14 protein-coding genes are annotated in these 17,398 nt (G+C 51.6%); 13 read left to right on the top strand and 1 reads right to left on the bottom strand.

Annotation, left to right across the window (positions count from 1 at the left end; genetic code table 11):
• Positions 1 to 31: 31 nt before the first annotated feature.
• From NGM66_RS07235 to NGM66_RS07225, 3 genes are all read left to right on the top strand, one after another.
• Positions 32 to 787, top strand: a complete 756-nt coding sequence (locus NGM66_RS07235; RefSeq protein WP_208909458.1) for a tRNA1(Val) (adenine(37)-N6)-methyltransferase — start codon at positions 32 to 34, stop codon at positions 785 to 787.
• On the top strand, positions 774 to 1,043 hold the full coding sequence (locus NGM66_RS07230; RefSeq protein ID WP_208909459.1) for a GIY-YIG nuclease family protein: 270 nt from the start codon (positions 774 to 776) through the stop codon (positions 1,041 to 1,043). The genes NGM66_RS07235 and NGM66_RS07230 overlap by 14 nt, the downstream gene beginning before the upstream one ends.
• 75 nt (positions 1,044 to 1,118) lie before the next feature.
• Positions 1,119 to 2,114 carry a D-2-hydroxyacid dehydrogenase gene (locus NGM66_RS07225; protein WP_208909460.1) on the top strand — a complete coding sequence of 332 codons (996 nt, stop codon included), beginning with the start codon at positions 1,119 to 1,121 and terminating at the stop codon, positions 2,112 to 2,114.
• A 632-nt stretch (positions 2,115 to 2,746) separates the two neighbouring features.
• Here the strand turns inward: NGM66_RS07225 and NGM66_RS07220 are convergent.
• Positions 2,747 to 3,469: an HAD family hydrolase gene (locus NGM66_RS07220; RefSeq protein ID WP_208909461.1), complete on the bottom strand. Its 723-nt coding sequence runs from the start codon at positions 3,467 to 3,469 to the stop codon at positions 2,747 to 2,749.
• A 237-nt stretch (positions 3,470 to 3,706) separates the two neighbouring features.
• Here NGM66_RS07220 and rpsB point away from each other — a divergent pair, with 237 nt between their 5' ends.
• From rpsB to NGM66_RS07170, 10 genes are all read left to right on the top strand, one after another.
• A complete protein-coding gene (gene rpsB, locus NGM66_RS07215; protein WP_208909462.1) occupies positions 3,707 to 4,510 on the top strand; it encodes a 30S ribosomal protein S2 in 804 nt (267 codons plus the stop codon).
• 148 nt (positions 4,511 to 4,658) lie between these two features.
• On the top strand, positions 4,659 to 5,543 hold the full coding sequence (gene tsf, locus NGM66_RS07210) for a translation elongation factor Ts (RefSeq protein WP_208909463.1): 885 nt from the start codon (positions 4,659 to 4,661) through the stop codon (positions 5,541 to 5,543).
• A 199-nt stretch (positions 5,544 to 5,742) separates the two neighbouring features.
• Entirely contained in the window at positions 5,743 to 6,465 is a 723-nt protein-coding gene (gene pyrH / locus NGM66_RS07205; RefSeq protein WP_125575910.1) for a UMP kinase, read from the top strand.
• A 2-nt stretch (positions 6,466 to 6,467) separates the two neighbouring features.
• On the top strand, positions 6,468 to 7,025 hold the full coding sequence (gene frr, locus NGM66_RS07200) for a ribosome recycling factor (RefSeq protein WP_208909464.1): 558 nt from the start codon (positions 6,468 to 6,470) through the stop codon (positions 7,023 to 7,025).
• 24 nt (positions 7,026 to 7,049) lie between these two features.
• The gene (locus NGM66_RS07195; protein WP_125575908.1) at positions 7,050 to 7,481 is read left to right on the top strand and encodes a hypothetical protein; all 432 of its coding nucleotides are present in this window, start codon (positions 7,050 to 7,052) and stop codon (positions 7,479 to 7,481) included.
• A 103-nt stretch (positions 7,482 to 7,584) separates the two neighbouring features.
• Positions 7,585 to 8,376, top strand: a complete 792-nt coding sequence (uppS, locus tag NGM66_RS07190) for an undecaprenyl pyrophosphate synthase (protein ID WP_208909465.1) — start codon at positions 7,585 to 7,587, stop codon at positions 8,374 to 8,376.
• Between the two features lie 18 nt (positions 8,377 to 8,394).
• On the top strand, positions 8,395 to 9,183 hold the full coding sequence (locus NGM66_RS07185; RefSeq protein ID WP_208909466.1) for a phosphatidate cytidylyltransferase: 789 nt from the start codon (positions 8,395 to 8,397) through the stop codon (positions 9,181 to 9,183).
• Positions 9,184 to 9,283: 100 nt separating this feature from the next.
• Positions 9,284 to 10,561: an RIP metalloprotease RseP gene (gene rseP / locus NGM66_RS07180; RefSeq protein ID WP_208909467.1), complete on the top strand. Its 1,278-nt coding sequence runs from the start codon at positions 9,284 to 9,286 to the stop codon at positions 10,559 to 10,561.
• A gap of 35 nt (positions 10,562 to 10,596) precedes the next feature.
• Positions 10,597 to 12,309, top strand: a complete 1,713-nt coding sequence (locus NGM66_RS07175) for a proline--tRNA ligase (protein ID WP_208909468.1) — start codon at positions 10,597 to 10,599, stop codon at positions 12,307 to 12,309.
• A 457-nt stretch (positions 12,310 to 12,766) separates the two neighbouring features.
• Complete coding sequence (locus NGM66_RS07170) at positions 12,767 to 17,104, top strand: PolC-type DNA polymerase III (RefSeq protein WP_208909469.1); 4,338 nt, start codon at positions 12,767 to 12,769, stop codon at positions 17,102 to 17,104.
• Positions 17,105 to 17,398: the final 294 nt, after the last annotated feature.

Here is a 17,398-nt window from a genome sequence, read left to right as displayed (position 1 = left end):
TGCAAGTTATCTCTAAAAATTTTGAAAGTGGGTGGTCAAATTGACCTTGAAACCCGATGAACGCATTGACCAGTTGTATAGCCAAGATATTCAGATCATTCAAAGCCCCGAGGTCTTCGCGTTCTCACTGGACGCCGTGTTGCTTGCGGACTTCGCCAAGCTGCCGTTACGGGCCAGTAGCCAGACCGTTGACCTGTGTGCCGGCAACGGGGCAGTCGGCCTGTTCATGAGTCACAAGACACACGGCAAGATTGCCGAGGTGGAGATCCAACCCCGCTTGGCTGACATGGCACGTCGAAGTGTGGCCCTGAACCAGCTAGACGACCAGATGACCGTCTACGAGGGGGACTTGGCCCAGGTCAACCAGTGGATTCCCAAGGACTCAGCAGACGTGGTGACCTGTAACCCGCCGTACTTTGAGGATTTACCGGACAGTCAGAAGAATCCGAACCGTTATCTGGCCATCGCCCGTCACGAAATTTTGACGAACCTGGCGACCATCGTGGCAACGACCAGTGGTCTATTGAAGATGAACGGCAAGGCCTACTTCGTTCACCGGCCGGACCGCTTGTTTCAGCTGCTACAACTGATGGCGGCTAACCGCTTGGCTCCCAAACGCATCCGGTTGGTCCACCCCAAGCCGAACAAAGAAGCCAACATGGTTCTAGTTGAGGCCATCAAGGATGGAAAGCCCGGTGGTGTGCGGTTCCCGGCGCCAGTGACTGTATACGATGCGCAGGGCAACTACACGCCAGAAGTGGAGGCGTTGCTCTATGGCCGCCAATAAGGCGTATTATTTCTATGTGCTGTTATGCGCAGACAACTCACTGTATGGGGGATTCACCACGGACGTTGCCAAACGGTTTGCGACCCATTTAGCCGGTAAGGGAGCCAAGTATACCAAGGTCCATCGACCGCTCAAGGTGCTCTACAGCGAGGCTTTTGACAACAAACACGATGCACTCCACGCCGAATGGGCCTTCAAGCATCAGAGCCGCCAGCACAAATTAGCGTATTTGGCGGCGCACGGAATAAGTGTTTAGTGGTGCACAAGCCAGTTTTTGTGTTAAACTAATTAAGTGCTTTAGAAACAGATATCTTTTTAGGAGGAACTAACTGTGAAAATTATTGCTTATGGCATTCGTGACGATGAACAACCTTACTTGAAGCAATGGTCTAAGGACCAAGGGATTGAAGTTAAGGCTGTTGGAGATTTACTGGACGAAAAGACGGTTGATCTTGCTAAGGGCTATGACGGCGCAGTTGTCTACCAACAAAAGCCTTATACGGCGGCAGTCTTAGACAAGCTAGCCGCTAACGGGGTTACGAATCTGTCATTACGGAACGTTGGGGTTGATAACGTTGATGCTGACGCTGTTAAGCGTAACGGCTTCAAGGTTACCAACGTCCCAGCTTACTCACCAGAAGCCATCGCTGAATTAACGGTGACCCAACTGATGCGCTTGTTACGTCGGACCCCTACGTTCGACCGCAAACAAGCCAATGGTGACTTGACTTGGGCCCCAGACATTGCTGATGAATTGAACAGCATGACTGTTGGTGTTGTGGCAACTGGTCGAATCGGCCGCGCTGCGATGAAGATCTACCAAGGCTTTGGTGCTAAGGTCATCGCTTACGATGTTTACCACAACCCAGAATTGGAAAAGCAAGGGATCTACGTTGACACCATGGACGAATTGTACGCCCAAGCTGACGTGATTTCCTTACATGCCCCAGCAACGAAGGACAACGACAAGATGTTGAACGACGACGCCTTCAGCAAGATGAAGGATGGCGTTTGGATCTTGAACCCTGCCCGTGGTGCCCTTATCGACACTGATGCATTGATCCGGGCCTTAGACAGCGGCAAGGTTGCCGGTGCCGCCTTGGATGTTTACGAAGACGAAGTTGGTATCTTCAACACCGACTTTGGCAGCTTCGATGCTATTCCTGACGAACGGCTGAAGAACTTGATGAAGCGCGAAAACGTGCTGGTTACGCCACACATCGCCTTCTACACCAAGACTGCCGTTAAGAACATGGTGCAATTTGCTTTGAACAACAACAAGCAATTGATCGAAACGGGCAAGGCTGAAAACGAAGTTAAGTTTTAAGCACTAACCGCGAAGATGTCTGACGAGTCATTTGACGAGTTGGACTAAAAATGACCAGTCGACTGAACATTCAGTTGGCTGGTCATTTCTTTCGGAAAAAGATTTCGTTCAGGGCAAACAAAAACTGGTCAGGGGATAGCCAAAGCATATCCCTAAACCAGTTTTAAAAGTCAAATTGAAAAATGATTGTGTCAGTAAACTTCGGTCCAGTGGTAGGCTGATTGCTAAAATTAGCGAGACCAGAATACCACCATCAGCTAGCAGGTTTGCCTGCACTGGAGGACGCCTCCGGTCTGAAAACCATGGCTCCACTGCCAGTTGATAGATGCTGATTGCATACAACCTCAGTTAACCCTATCGGTAAGCCAATTGTCGATTGTACTTACTTTTGTAGCCGAGAGTCCGCCAAATATGGGTTCAGCCGTGGGAGTTACCTAAGCGGCATGGTTTCATGCGGCTTAGGTAACTGGCGTCTTTGAGACGCGAATTTCGGCTCAAAGGCGAGGTGTCGAGACCGCACTTCGGCTCGACCCGTCCGCCCACAGCGTTCCGACCCATATTTGGCGGACGGCAGGCGGCCAGTCCAGACTGTGCAGCTGGACATAATGACATTTATCGGCCGTTAGAGTTAATCAGGACATTTCGGGAACGGCGGATAGGGCTAGCAGGAGATCCTGCAGCTCCAACGAATCCCCAACGGTTTGGTCAGGAATCCAGTTGCCATTCGTCATTTCCGCGTTGCGGTGGTTAAACCAAAAGGCGTGCCACCCGGCTTGCTTGGCACCCTTGACGTCCATGCCGTAGCAATCGCCCACGTAGGCCACTTCGCTGGCACGCAGGTTGAGTCGGTGATTCATCAAGGTGAAGATTTGGGGATCCGGCTTGGCTAAGCCAGCTTCCTCGGACGTGATGATATTATCCCGGTCGACCCACCGGTGCATTTGCAGTTGCATCACTTTTGCCAATTGGTGTTGCGTTTTACCATTGGTAATAATGCCCAGTTTGAATTGGTCCTTCAGCTGGTCTAAGGCCGTTGACAGGCCAGGGAAGAGGGTAATGTGCTTGAGTCCTTCGGCATAGGTTCGTTCGAAGGTCACCGCCATGGCGGGCGTCACCAGGCCACGATGCTGTTGGTTCAGCGTTGCGTTCAACCGATTGACCGCCATCTCCTCGTGGGTCCAATTGCCATTGGCCACTTGGGCATACGCCTGGGTACTTTGGCAACGGTAATCCTGCAGGGCTTGGGTGAAATCAAAATTCTCAGAGTTGGTTACTAGTGGGGCTAAGGCGGCTACGAAAGGCGCCTTTTGGTCATAGAGCGTGTCATCGACATCGAAGACGACCGCTTTTATCATTTCGTTTCCTCCTCGTTTAATTCCTTAGCAGTTTACCATATTCAGAAAAAAAAGCCAATTTAATCCCGAACTTGGCAAATTTAACTTGTGTTTACCGCTAGTGTTTTGTATAATAACTTTCGGTGCGTATGCGCCAATTCACACCTCGCGTGATGACCGGAGGGGTGCTCGCTTGCGAGTTCTCCAGTCAAATGAGCGTGGGGGAGGAAATCAAAAACTATTTGGAGGCATTTTATCATGGCTGTTATTTCAATGAAACAACTGCTCGAAGCCGGTGTCCACTTTGGTCACCAAACGCGTCGCTGGAACCCTAAGATGAAGCAATACATCTTCACGGAACGTAACGGTATCTACATCATCGACTTACAAAAGACGGTGAAGTTGATCGATGCTGCTTACAACTACATGAAGGACGAAGCTGCTAAGGGCGCCGTTGTTCTGTTTGTTGGGACTAAGAAGCAAGCACAAGACTCTATCGAAGAAGAAGCTACTCGTGCCGGTCAATACTACGTTAACCACCGTTGGTTAGGTGGGACTTTGACCAACTGGGAAACCATCCAAACTCGGATCAAGCGTCTGAAGAGCTTGAAGAAGATGGCGACTGACGGTACTTTTGATGTTCTTCCTAAGAAGGAAGTTTCCTTGCTGAAGAAGTCTCAAGACAAGTTGGAACGTTTCTTAGGCGGTATCGAAGACATGCCTAAGTTACCTGACGTTATGTTCATCGTTGACCCTCGTAAGGAACAAATCGCCGTTCACGAAGCACAAAAGTTGAACATTCCGATCGTTGCGATGGTTGATACGAACACTGACCCAGACGAAATTGACGTGGTTATCCCATCTAACGATGACGCTATCCGTGCCGTTCGTTTGATCACTTCTAAGATGGCTGACGCTATCGTTGAAGGCCGTCAAGGTGAAGACCAAGTTGACGAGAAGACCTTTGAAGGCCAAAAGTCTGATGCCGCTAAGGGCGACAAGAAGACCGCTGACAACTCAATGGAAAGCATCGTTAACGCCGTTGAAGGCGACAACAAGTAATTAAATGCAAGGTTGTGGGCAACCACAACTTTCCAAATATGATTTAAAGCACCTTAGGCTGGCTTAATGTTTAGGACCGATAATGGCCTGAGATTGAGTCAGTCTTTTTTGGTGCCTTGAATGAATTGATAAAAGGAGGCCATTACACATGGCAAGTAAAATCACTGCAGCACAAGTTAAAGAGTTACGGGACAAGACTCAAGTTGGGATGATGGATGCTAAGAAGGCCCTCGTTGCTTCTGAAGGCGACATGGACAAAGCCATCGACTTCTTACGTGAAAAGGGTATCGCAAAGGCCAAGAAGAAGAGCGGCAACATTGCTGCTAACGGTTTGGCACGCGTGAAGGTTGACGGCAACACCGCAGCCATCATCGAAGTGAACTCTGAAACTGACTTCGTTGCCACCAACGACACGTTCAACGCGTTAGTTGATTCCATTGCGAACACGATTGCTGACAAGCAACCAGCTGACTTGGATGCTGCTTTGGCATTACCAACCGCTGATGGCGACACGATCAACGAAGCCATCGTTAAGACGACGCAAGTGACTAGTGAAAACGTGAAGTTACGTCGTTTCGCTGTTGAAAAGAAGACCGATAGCCAAGTATTCGGTTCTTACTTACACCAAGGTGGCCAAATCGCCGCATTGGTTGTCCTGGAAGGTGCTGACGAAGCCACTGCCAAGGACGTTGCAATGCACGTCGCTGCCATCAACCCAGAATTCGTTTCTCGCGATGACATTCCAGCTGACCGTTTGGCACACGAACGCGAAGTCTTGAAGCAAGAAGCCTTGAACGAAGGCAAACCTGAAAAGATCGTTGAAAAGATGGTCGAAGGTCGTTTGCACAAGTACTTGGCTGAAATCAGCTTAGCTGACCAACCATTCGTTAAAGACGGCGACCAAACTGTTAGCCAATTCGTTGCTAGCAAGGGTGGCAAGTTAGTGACCTTTGTCCGTTACGAAGTTGGTGAAGGAATCGAAAAGAAGACGGTTGACCTGGCCAAAGAAGTTCAAGACCAAATCAACGGCTAATTTTTGAAACAAAAGCGTAGATTCCGGTAAGGGACTACGCTTTTTTGTTAGACTGGCGTGTGCAGGGGGTGGCTTAGCCAGGTGGCGAGTGGAAATATCAGCGAATTTGTAAGGAATTCACGGTTTTCGTCGCCCCTGACTATCGTTCGCCCCGCGTTTATGATAGAATTATTGTCAGAATACAATAGGAGGAAACACAATGGCGGACGTAAAGTATAAACGGATTATGCTGAAGCTCAGTGGCGAGGCTTTGGCCGGCGACAAAGGGTTTGGCATCAATCCGCCAGTAATTAAAACCGTAGCGGAAGAGGTCAAGAGTGTTTATAACTTGGGCATTCAAATCGCTATTGTGGTTGGTGGTGGTAACATGTGGCGTGGCGTATCTGGTGAACAGATGGGCATGGAACGGGCCCAAGCCGACTACATTGGCATGTTAGCGACCATCATGAACGCATTGGCATTGCAGGACAACTTGGAATCCATCGGGGTGCCAACGCGGGTGCAGACTTCTATTGAAATGCGTCAGATCGCGGAACCTTACATCCGGCGCAAGGCCATTCGGCACCTGGAAAAGGAACGCGTCGTTATCTTCGCTGGGGGCACGGGGTCACCGTACTTCTCCACGGATACGACGGCGGCCTTACGAGCAGCTGAAATCAACGCTGACGCCATCTTGATGGCGAAGAACGGGGTTGATGGTATTTACTCAGCTGATCCGAACAAGGATCCTAACGCCGTGAAGTTTGACCAATTAACGCAGTTAGATATTATTAACAAGGGCTTGCACGTGATGGATACCACGGCTAGCTCACTTTCAATGGATAATGACATCCCATTCGTCGTCTTTAACTTGAACCAAGCGGGCAATATCCGCAAGGTCGTTGAGGGCGAAAACATTGGGACGACAGTTAGGGGTAAATAATTATGGCTGATCAGATTGTAACAACTGCAGAAACAAAAATGAAAAAAGCGGAAGACGCCTTAAAGCGCGAATTGGGAACGATTCGGGCCGGCCGGGCCAACGCCAGCATTTTGAACCGGGTCATGGTTGAATACTACGGCACCGCAACGCCACTGAACCAAGTGGCTTCCATCACCATTCCTGAAGCACGGGTCTTGATGGTGACGCCTTACGATAAGTCCGCTTTGGAAGACATCGAAAAGGGCATCATGGAATCTGACGTCGGTATCACCCCAGCCAACGACGGAACGGCCATTCGGTTGGTCATTCCGCAATTGACTGAGGAACGCCGTAAGGAAATCGCCAAGCAAGTTAAGGCGACTGCCGAAGAAGGCAAGGTAGCGGTTCGTAACGTCCGGCGTGATGCGATGGACAGCATCAAGAAGGGCCACAAGAATGGCGACTACACCGACGATGATTTACACAACCTGGAAGACCAAGTTCAAAAGGTAACGGACAAGGCCATCAAGGGTGTCGACGCGATTGCGGCTGACAAAGAAAAAGAAATTATGACCGACTAATTCACGGACAAGGAGCGCTTAAACATGGCAGAAGACAAGCAAAATAACCAAGAAGAACCAGAAAACATTGAAATCACCCCGGGTTCCAAGGAATTCGGCAAGATGGTTTTCCGGTTGAACAATCCGGTCAACGCCGAGAACGTCTCAATCTTGAACTACAACGGTGCTGAATTGGAAGAAATCCAAGATGGCGTGTACGCCCAACCCGCTTTTGTGAGTGATGATTTCAACCTCTTCTTCGTGGTCACCCAATTAATTGGGGACGACTGGATCGTGGCCTTTTCTAAGGCAACCATCGAGAACGGCAACGAAATTACGGACCTCTCAGATCCATTGCCAACCGGGGAAGGCTTGAACCTGCTGGGCCAAGTTAGCGCCGATGACGCCAACAACCTGTTGAGCTACTTTGGTACGTTAGCAGATGCTAAACGTGGCGAATGGCGGTTAATTGAGTAACCGGTCAAAATTTAAGTTTTCGCTCAATTTGGGGGCCGGGATAGTTTCCCGGTCTCTTTTTTGTTATGATGAGAGGTTGTAAAGACCACAATGGAGGTGCGCCGTGTTTTCATTTTCAAATAAAAATCAAGCGACAGGTGAAGTCGAGGAGCGACAGTTAGATGAAACCAATATCCCAGCTCACGTGGCCATCATCATGGATGGTAACGGTCGGTGGGCGCAACAGCGGCATTTACCGCGAATCGCCGGTCATAAACAAGGGATGAACACCGTCAAGACGGTGGCGAAGGCTGCCAGTCATTTGGGCGTGAAGGTACTGACCCTCTATGCCTTTTCGACGGAAAATTGGAAGCGACCAACGGCAGAGGTGAACTACCTGATGAAGCTACCCGTGGACTTCTTCGGAACGTTTGTGCCAGACCTGATCAAGAACAATATCCGCGTCAAGGTCATGGGGTATACGGATCAATTACCGGCTGCCACCCAACAAGCAGTGAACAACGCGATTGCGGACACTGCTCACTGTACGGGGATGGTGCTCAACTTTGCGTTGAATTACGGTGGTCGGGCCGAAATCGTGACGGCCGTGCAAGCCTTAGCCCAACAGGTACAAGCCGGTCAGCTAGACCCAGCAGCCATTGACGACGCGGCCATCGACCGCCAGCTGATGACCCATGATTTGGGGGATTTGCGGGATCCCGACTTGCTGATTCGGACCAGCGGGGAAGAACGACTCTCAAATTTCATGCTCTGGCAGGTCGCCTACAGCGAGTTTGTCTTCATGCAACAACATTGGCCGGACTTCGACCAAGCGGCCCTGGAAGAGGCTATTTATGAGTATCAACAGCGTCACCGGCGCTTTGGTGGGCTGACACCTGAACCGGAGAAAAATTAAACTGAGGAGTTTTTAATTATGAAACAACGGGTCATTACGGCGGTTATCGCCTTGATTATCTTTATCCCCATCATCATTGCCGGGGGTATTTGGGTCGATATTGCGGCCATTGCGTTAGGGTTAGTGGCGTTGTCTGAAGTCCTGATCATGCGTAAGAAATTATTGGTTAGCCCGGAAGCTTGGATCTCCGGCCTGGGCATCATCGCGGTGATTGCGCCGGATAGCTGGTGGAACTGGTTACCCAGCCACTTGAATCCTTGGTACATCGTCTATCTTTTCGTCTTGTTATTATTGTTACGGACGGTCGTTTCTAAGAACCGCTTTTCCTTTGACGATGCCGGGGTGATCACCCTGAGCATGCTGTACATCGGCATTGGCTTTCACTTCTTTATTGCCGCGCGTGGCGTGAGCCTAATGGCATTGTTGTACGCGCTGTTTATCGTGTGGACGACGGATTCTGGCGCCTACATGATCGGCCGTAAATTAGGGAAGCACAAGCTGGCACCACACATCAGTCCCAACAAGACCTGGGAAGGGTCGATCGGGGGGAGTCTCGTGGCCACCGTTGTGGGTATGGCCTTTTGGCTCTTTTTCCCGATTGGTCACTTCAACCCAGCGATTATGATCATCTTGACACTGCTGTTCTCCATCGTGGGACAATTTGGTGACTTGGTCGAATCCGCATTGAAACGCTACTACGGCGTCAAGGATTCCGGTAAGATTTTGCCCGGGCATGGGGGAATTTTAGACCGGTTTGATAGTTTACTGTTAGTTCTCCCCGTTATCCATTTATTCGGATTGATCTAAGCGCGGCTGTTCGCTTGCGCCGCCTAGGGTCCTTAGGGTATGCTAGGGGGCAGATGTAAAAAACGACACGCTACTCTTAACTGAAGAAGGGACGACACCTGTGATTACAACGATTATTACCTTTATCATCGTCTTTGGGATTCTGGTCATCGTGCACGAGTTTGGGCATTTTTACTTTGCCAAACGCGGTGGCATCTTGGTGCGAGAATTCTCGATCGGGATGGGCCCCAAGTTGGTCTATCACCGAGGCAAAGACGGGACGACCTACACGTTACGGCTCTTGCCCGTTGGTGGGTACGTCCGCATGGCTGGGGCGGAAGACGACGAAGAAGAAATCAAACCGGGGACACCAGTCAGCCTCTACGTCGGCGCTGACGAAAAGGTGCAACGGATTAACACGAGTAAAAAATCAACGCTCTTTAACGGGATTCCATTAGAAGTCACGGGAACGGACCTGGAAGATGAACTGTGGATCGAAGGGTACGAGAATGGTGACGAGTCTGAAGTCAAACGCTATCCTGTTGCCCATAACGCGACCATCATTGAAGCCGATGGGACCGAGCTGCAGATTGCGCCTAAAGACGTGCAATTTCAGTCGGCTACGCTAGGTCGGCGGTTGATGACCAACTTTGCTGGGCCGATGAACAACATTCTGTTGGCCATCGTGACTTTCATGTTGATGTCATTCGTGCAAGGTGGCGTGGCGATGGGCACCAACCAAATTCAGGTGGCCAGTTCACCCATTTCTGTGGCCAAGAAGGCCGGCATTCAGACTAACGATAAGATCACTGCGGTCAATGGGAAGAAGACCACTAGCTGGACGGATCTGAGCACCGCCATCCAACCCCGGGCGAACAAGAGGACCACGGTGACTATTCAACGCGGGTCAAAAACGAAACAAGTCACGTTGACGCCGGCTGGTCAGAAGTCTAACGGCAAAACCGTGGGGATGATTGGGATTACCCAGGCCCAGGATAAGCACGTGGGGGCCATTTTGGCTTCCGGGTTTACCCAAACCTGGACCATGACCAAAGCCCTCTTTGGGGCCCTGTGGCACATGGTTTCGGGTCACTTTAGCTTAAATGACTTGGGCGGTCCCGTGGCGATCTTTGCCACGACCTCACAGGCGACCCAGTATGGGGCCGTGGGAATCTTGAATTTCCTGGCATTTCTGTCGATTAACTTGGCAATTGTCAATTTACTACCAATTCCAGCCCTGGATGGTGGTAAAATATTATTAAACTTTATTGAAGCTATCCGGCGCAAACCACTTTCCGAAAATGTGGAAGCGGCGATTACGTTGGTGGGTGTAGGGTTCTTGGTCCTACTGATGTTGTTAGTCACGTGGAACGATATTGAACGCTACTTCATTCATTAACAAATTCGGTCGTTACGAGAAGGGAATATTGAACTATGAAACAATCGAAACTACTCATTCCAACTTTAAAGGAAGTGCCCAATGGTGCTGAGGCCCTCAGCCATCAAATGATGTTGCGGGCCGGCTACATTCGTCAGGTCACGGCGGGGGTTTACGCCTACTTGCCATTGGCCTACCGGGTCTTGACGAACATCGAAACCATCATCCGTGAGGAAATGGCCAAGATCGATGCTGTCGAAACCCTGATGCCAGCCATTTTACCAGCCAGTCTATGGCAGGAATCTGGTCGGTACGACACGTACGGTGCCAACTTATTTAAGCTGAAGAACCGTCACGACACTGACTTTATCCTGGGACCAACGCACGAAGAAACCTTTACCATGTTGATTCGTGATGCCGTCAAGTCTTATAAGCGCCTGCCGCTGGTGATGTACCAAATCCAGCCCAAGTATCGTGATGAAGACCGTCCACGCTACGGCCTATTGCGGGGCCGTGAATTCATCATGAAGGATGGTTATTCCTTCTCCATCAACGATGAGGACCTCAACCGGATCTACGACCAAATGGAACAGGCCTACGAAAACATCTTCGACCGGGTCGGCTTAAACTACCGGGCTATTGTCGGTGACGGGGGTGCCATGGGTGGTAAGGATTCCAAGGAATTCTCCGCCATTGCGCCAGTGGGTGAAGACACTATCGTTTACTCCGACTCCTCTGACTATGCGGCCAACCTGGAAATGGCTAAGAGCCTCTTCATCAGTAAGAAGTCGCATGCCCAACCAGAAGATTTGAAGAAGGTTGCGACGCCAGGTGCCAAGACGATCGATGAGGTCGCTGAATTCTTCGATGTCAAGCCAACGACTTTGGTGAAGAGCATGCTCTACGTGGCTGACAAGGACCAACCCGTGATGGTGCTGGTTCGCGGCGACCATGAGGTGAACGAGACCAAGCTGAAGAATTACTTGAACGCCGACTTCTTAGATCCTGCGACGCCAGAAGATGCTAAAAAGTATTTGAACGCCAGCTTTGGGTCATTGGGACCCGTTGGTGTGGGCGAAGACGTGAAGATCTTAGCCGACCAATACGTGGGCGACATGGTCAACGTTACTGTGGGTGCCGATGAAGACGGCTACCACTATCAAAATGCCAACGCGGGCCGCGATTTCCGAGTGGATGCTTACGCTGACTTGCGAGAAGTCCAACCCGGTGACCTGTCACCAGACGGTTCCGGTGTGCTGAAGTTCACGCGCGGTATCGAAATTGGCCATATCTTCAAGCTGGGGACGCGATATTCCGATGCCCTAGGTGCCACGGTCTTAGACGAAGGCGGCCGGCAAAAGCCCGTTGTCATGGGGTCATACGGTATCGGTGTAAGCCGGTTACTGTCCGCCATTGCGGAACAACAGGCTGATGAAAACGGCCTGGTTTGGCCACGGAACATTGCGCCATTTGACATTCACTTGGTCCCAGTCAACCTGAAGAAGGAAGACCAAGCCAACCTGACTGCCGAATTGGAAGATGAGTTGACGGCCAAGGGCTATCGCGTCTTGACCGATGACCGGAAAGAACGTCCCGGTGTGAAGTTTGCTGACTCAGATCTGATGGGGATTCCGGTCCGCATCACGATTGGTAAGAAGGCCGGCGAAGGCATCGTTGAAATTAAGATTCGCAAGACTGGTGAGACGGTCGAAGTGATCAAAGACGAGGTAGCAAGCACCGTCGAGATTTTGTTTAAAGATATTGACTAACCTCACCGTAAAGACCAGCTGTCGCGGCTGGTCTTTTTGGTCCCAGGCTGGTGTTGTGCTGTCCGCCTGACGTTACGTGAAATGTCAGGCTGGAACGCTGGGGGAGGACGGGCCGAGCCAAGGTCTCGCCCCTTGCTTTGAGCCGAAGAACACGTCTCAAAGTCACCAATTTATCAGCTAAGAGCGCTGCTAAATTCCCCGGCTGAGCCTGACTTTCACTTCACTCTCGGCTAGAGGAGTGATTAGTCATCCGACTAGCCTGCCCCAAGAACTAGGTGCGTGTTCAGCCAGACTGGGGGCAATATAGGGTTGCGGACCGGACTGTTATACTGGTGTTTTGCGCAAGTACAGGTCATCAATCACTGTGACACCAGTATCTAATTACTCAGTATATTTCAAGTCTTCACGCAATTATTTTAGTCACTAACCAGTTTTAAGTAACGAAAGGAGTTTCCTCGTGGACGAAGATCGCCATGCTTTATTTGAAAAATTATTACAACAACTAGATCTGACCGCCGCTGCGGAGCAACCATATTTTCAGACGGCCACCATTGACCGACTGACGGTGCACGAGCAGTCGCGGCGCTGGCACTTCTTCTTGAAGCTGCCTAGTTTAATGCCGTTCACGGCCTTCGTGGATTTCCATAACCATTTACAGATGGCGTTCAAAGACATTGCCCAGGTTGAAGCGACCCTGGAAGTCGACGCGCCTGAGCTGACCAACCGGGCGTTGGGGGATTACTGGAAATGGGTCGTCGAAAACAGCGGCTTGACCAGCAACTTGGTGCAAGAACTGTGTCAGTCTCAGGTGCCCGAACTCGACGCCGATAACCGGGTGCTGCTCTACGCACAAAACGAAGTGGTCAAGGACTTCTTGGCCAACCAGGCTCTGGGGCCGTTGGAAGCGACCTACCGGGATGCGGGCTTTCCGAAGTTCAATATCCGGGTAATGGTCGACGAATCCAAGTCACAAGCCAAGATCGACGAGTTCAAGGCGCGCCAAGAAAAAACGGATGCGCAACTGGCCCAGCAAGCGGCTGCGGCTATCGAAAAGGCCAACCAGAAGCGGGCCACTCAGGGGGATACCCCGGCCGCAACGGGTCCCACTCAGATTGGGAAGGCCATCAAGGGCGATCAACCTATTACGCGGATGGTTGACATCACTCAAGAAGAACGTTCCGTGGTGGTGGAAGGCTACGTCTTCGATAAGGAAGTACGGAAGCTGCGTTCAGGTCGGCAACTGCTGACGCTGAAGATTACCGACTACACGTCGTCCTTTGCCGTGAAGAAATTCTCACGTGGTGCGGAAGACGAGGCCCAATTTGCCGGCGTTGAAGAGGGCAGTTGGGTCAAGGTTCGTGGGAGTGTCCAAGAAGACACGTACATGCACGATTTGGCACTCAACGCCTATGACATCAACCAGGTCAAGCACGCCACGCGCCAGGATACGGCGCCGGCCGATGAGAAGCGCATTGAACTGCATTTGCACACGTCCATGAGCCAAATGGACGCCACCAACCCCATTGGCGATTACGTTAGTCGGGCGAAAAAGTGGGGCATGCCAGCCATGGCTATCACGGATCACGCCGATGTGCAGGGATTCCCAGCCGCCTTTAATGCGGGATCCAAGGCCGGTGTGAAGATGTTGTACGGCGTCGAGGCCAACCTAGTCGACGATGGCGTGCCGATTGGCTACAACAGTGCCCACGTGCCGCTAGACGGCGCCACCTACGTGGTCTTTGACGTGGAAACGACGGGGCTATCGGCCATCTATGACAAGGTCATCGAACTGTCCGCCGTGAAGATGCAGCATAAGAATGTGATCGACCAATTTGAAGAATTCATTGACCCTGGCTTCCCGTTGTCAGAACAGACGACGAACCTGACCAGTATCACCGATGATATGGTCGCGGGGTCTAAGTCAGAAGAAGAGGTCTTCAAGCTATTCCGGGAATTCTGTGGCGACGCGATCATCGTTGGGCATAACGTGACCTTCGATGTCGGCTTCATGAACACCGGGTACCAGCGGCACGGCATGCCGGAGATTCCCAACCCCATCATTGATACCTTGACGTTGGCTCGTTTCTTATACCCAACACTCAAGAGTTACCGATTGAATACGCTGGCCAAACGCTTCCACGTCAGCCTGGAGCACCATCACCGGGCCGTCTATGATGCGGAGTCAACCGGACATTTGAACTACCTGTTCTTAAAGGACGCCGAGGACCGCTACAATATTCAGTACCACGACCAGTTGAATGACCACATGACCGATAATGATGCCTACAAACACGCGCGGCCGAGTCACGCCATTTTACTGGCACAGACTCAGGCCGGTTTAAAGAACATGTTCAAGCTCGTTTCCGCATCCAACGTGGATTACTTCTATCGGGTACCACGAGTTCCCCGGAGCGTGTTAGACCATTACCGTGAAGGCATTCTGGTCGGGTCTGCTTGTTCATCTGGTGAAGTTTTCACCGCCATGATGCAAAAGGGCCAGGTCGAAGCCGCGGCCAAGGCCAAATACTACGACTACCTGGAAGTGCAACCCAAGGCGGCCTACCAACCTCTGATCGATTCCGGTTTGATTGCTGACGAGGCCAACCTGGAAGAAATCGTGGGGAACATGGTCAAGCTGGGCCACGACCTCGACAAGCCCGTGGTCGCGACCGGTGACGTACACTACCTGGATCCGGAGGACTTTATTTACCGCAAAATCCTGATTCACTCGCAAGGAGGCGCCAACCCGTTGAACCGTCAAGAATTGCCAGATGCGCATTTCATGACGACCAACGAGATGCTGGATGATTTTGCCTACCTGGGTGAGGACACGGCCAAGGAAATCGTGGTCACCAACACGCATAAGATTGCTGATGAGATCGACGAGGTCCACCCACTGAAGGACAAGCTGTACACGCCGCGGATGGAAGGGGCCGAAGACGAAATTCGCCAACGGACCATGGACACTGCCCACGCGTGGTACGGCGATCCACTCCCCGAGTTGGTACAACACCGGGTCGACCGGGAGTTGAAGTCCATCATTGGAAACGGGTTCTCCGTGATTTACTTGATTGCCCAACGACTGGTAGCCAAGTCCAACAAGGACGGGTACTTGGTTGGGTCCCGGGGGTCCGTTGGCTCCAGTGTGGTGGCAACGTTTACCGGGATTACCGAAGTGAACCCATTGCCGCCACACTACCGCTGCCCCAACTGTCAGTATTCGCATTTCTACACCAAGGGTGAGTACAGCTCGGGTTACGATTTGCCCGAAAAGAACTGCCCCAAGTGTGGGACGCTGATGATCGGTGACGGCCACAACATCCCGTTCGAAACGTTCTTGGGATTCAAGGGAAACAAAGTTCCTGATATTGATTTGAACTTCTCCGGGGACTACCAACCCATCGCACATAACTATACCAAAGTCTTGTTCGGTGAGAAGAACGTTTACCGGGCCGGAACGATTGGGACCGTGGCTGACAAGACCGGTTACGGGTACGTCAAGGCTTACGAGCGAGACACCGAACAGAATCTGCGGGGGGCCGAGGTCGACCGCTTGGCCAAGGGTGTGACCGGGGTCAAACGAAACACCGGCCAACATCCCGCGGGGATCATTGTTGTGCCGGACTACATGGATATTTACGACTTCACGCCGATCCAGTACCCGGCCGACGACCAGAACGCCGCTTGGCAAACGACCCACTTTGATTTCCATTCGATCCATGATAATATTTTGAAGATCGATATTCTGGGACACGATGACCCGACCATGATCCGGACCCTGCAAGATTTGTCCGGGGTCGATCCACAGACGATTCCGATGGATGATCCGGGCGTCATGGCGTTGTTCTCCGGGACGGACTCCTTGGGGGTCACGCCAGAACAGATTCAGTCCAAGACCGGGACGTTGGGCGTGCCCGAATTTGGGACGCGCTTCGTCCGGGGGATGCTGGAAGAAACCAATCCGCAAAACTACTCACAACTGCTACAGATCTCTGGCCTGTCTCATGGGACCGACGTGTGGTTGGGCAATGCCGAAGAGCTGATCAAAAACGGCACGGCCACCATCGCCAACGTGATTGGGTGCCGGGATAACATCATGACCGACTTGATCAACTTCGGCCTGGATTCTGAAACGTCCTTCCAAGTCATGGAACACGTGCGGAAGGGCCGGGGAATTCCAGACGAGTGGCAAGAGAAGATGAAGCAAACGGATTGCCCAGATTGGTACATTGATTCTTGCTTGAAGATCAAGTACATGTTCCCCCGGGCCCATGCCGCAGCCTACGTGTTGATGGCGCTACGGGTAGCCTACTTCAAGGTTTACTTCCCCATCATTTACTACGCTGCTTACTTCTCCGTGCGGGCCGACGACTTTGACGTTGTGGCCATGTCACAGGGCAAGACGGCGGTCAAGGCGGCCATGAAGGCCATCAATGACCAGGGAATGGACGCTTCCGCCAAGGATAAGAACCTCTTGACGGTGCTGGAATTAGCCAACGAAATGCTGGAACGGGGCTTTAAGTTCAAGATGATCGACCTGGAACGGTCCGACGCTGCCGACTGGATCATTGACGGCGACACACTGATTGCGCCGTTCCAAGCCGCCCCCGGTTTGGGGTTGAACGTCGCCAAGCAGATTGTGGCGGCCCGTAATGACCGGCCATTTATTTCCAAGGAAGACCTGGCTAAACGTGGCAAGGTTTCCAAGACCATCATCGACTTCATGACGGAAAACGGCGTGCTGAAGGGCTTGCCGGATGAGAACCAATTGAGTTTGTTTGATGATATGATGTAAGTCAAAGAGTGGGCCAACAGGCGGTTAACTGGCGAGCATTAACGGTGCTAGGCGGATAATCCTGCTCTTGGATTATTTGCCTAGCAGTGTTAAGCGGAACCAGTTGCCTGTTGGCGCACGTTTCGGCCATTTAAAAAATATTGTCTAAGAGGTTGGGACTACGGTCCTGGCCTCTTTTTTTGCATCTGGTGGCTGAAAAGTAGCGGCAGTTTCGGGCCGGTAAACGTCGCCAGTTCAGTGCTTAAACTGGGCTATTTTCTAGAGAATAGCCCACCCGGTGATTAACCGAATTAG

Source organism: Levilactobacillus yiduensis (assembly GCF_024718525.1).
In the GTDB taxonomy this organism is placed as follows: domain Bacteria; phylum Bacillota; class Bacilli; order Lactobacillales; family Lactobacillaceae; genus Levilactobacillus; species Levilactobacillus yiduensis.
This window is presented reverse-complemented; position numbering and strand designations above follow the sequence as displayed.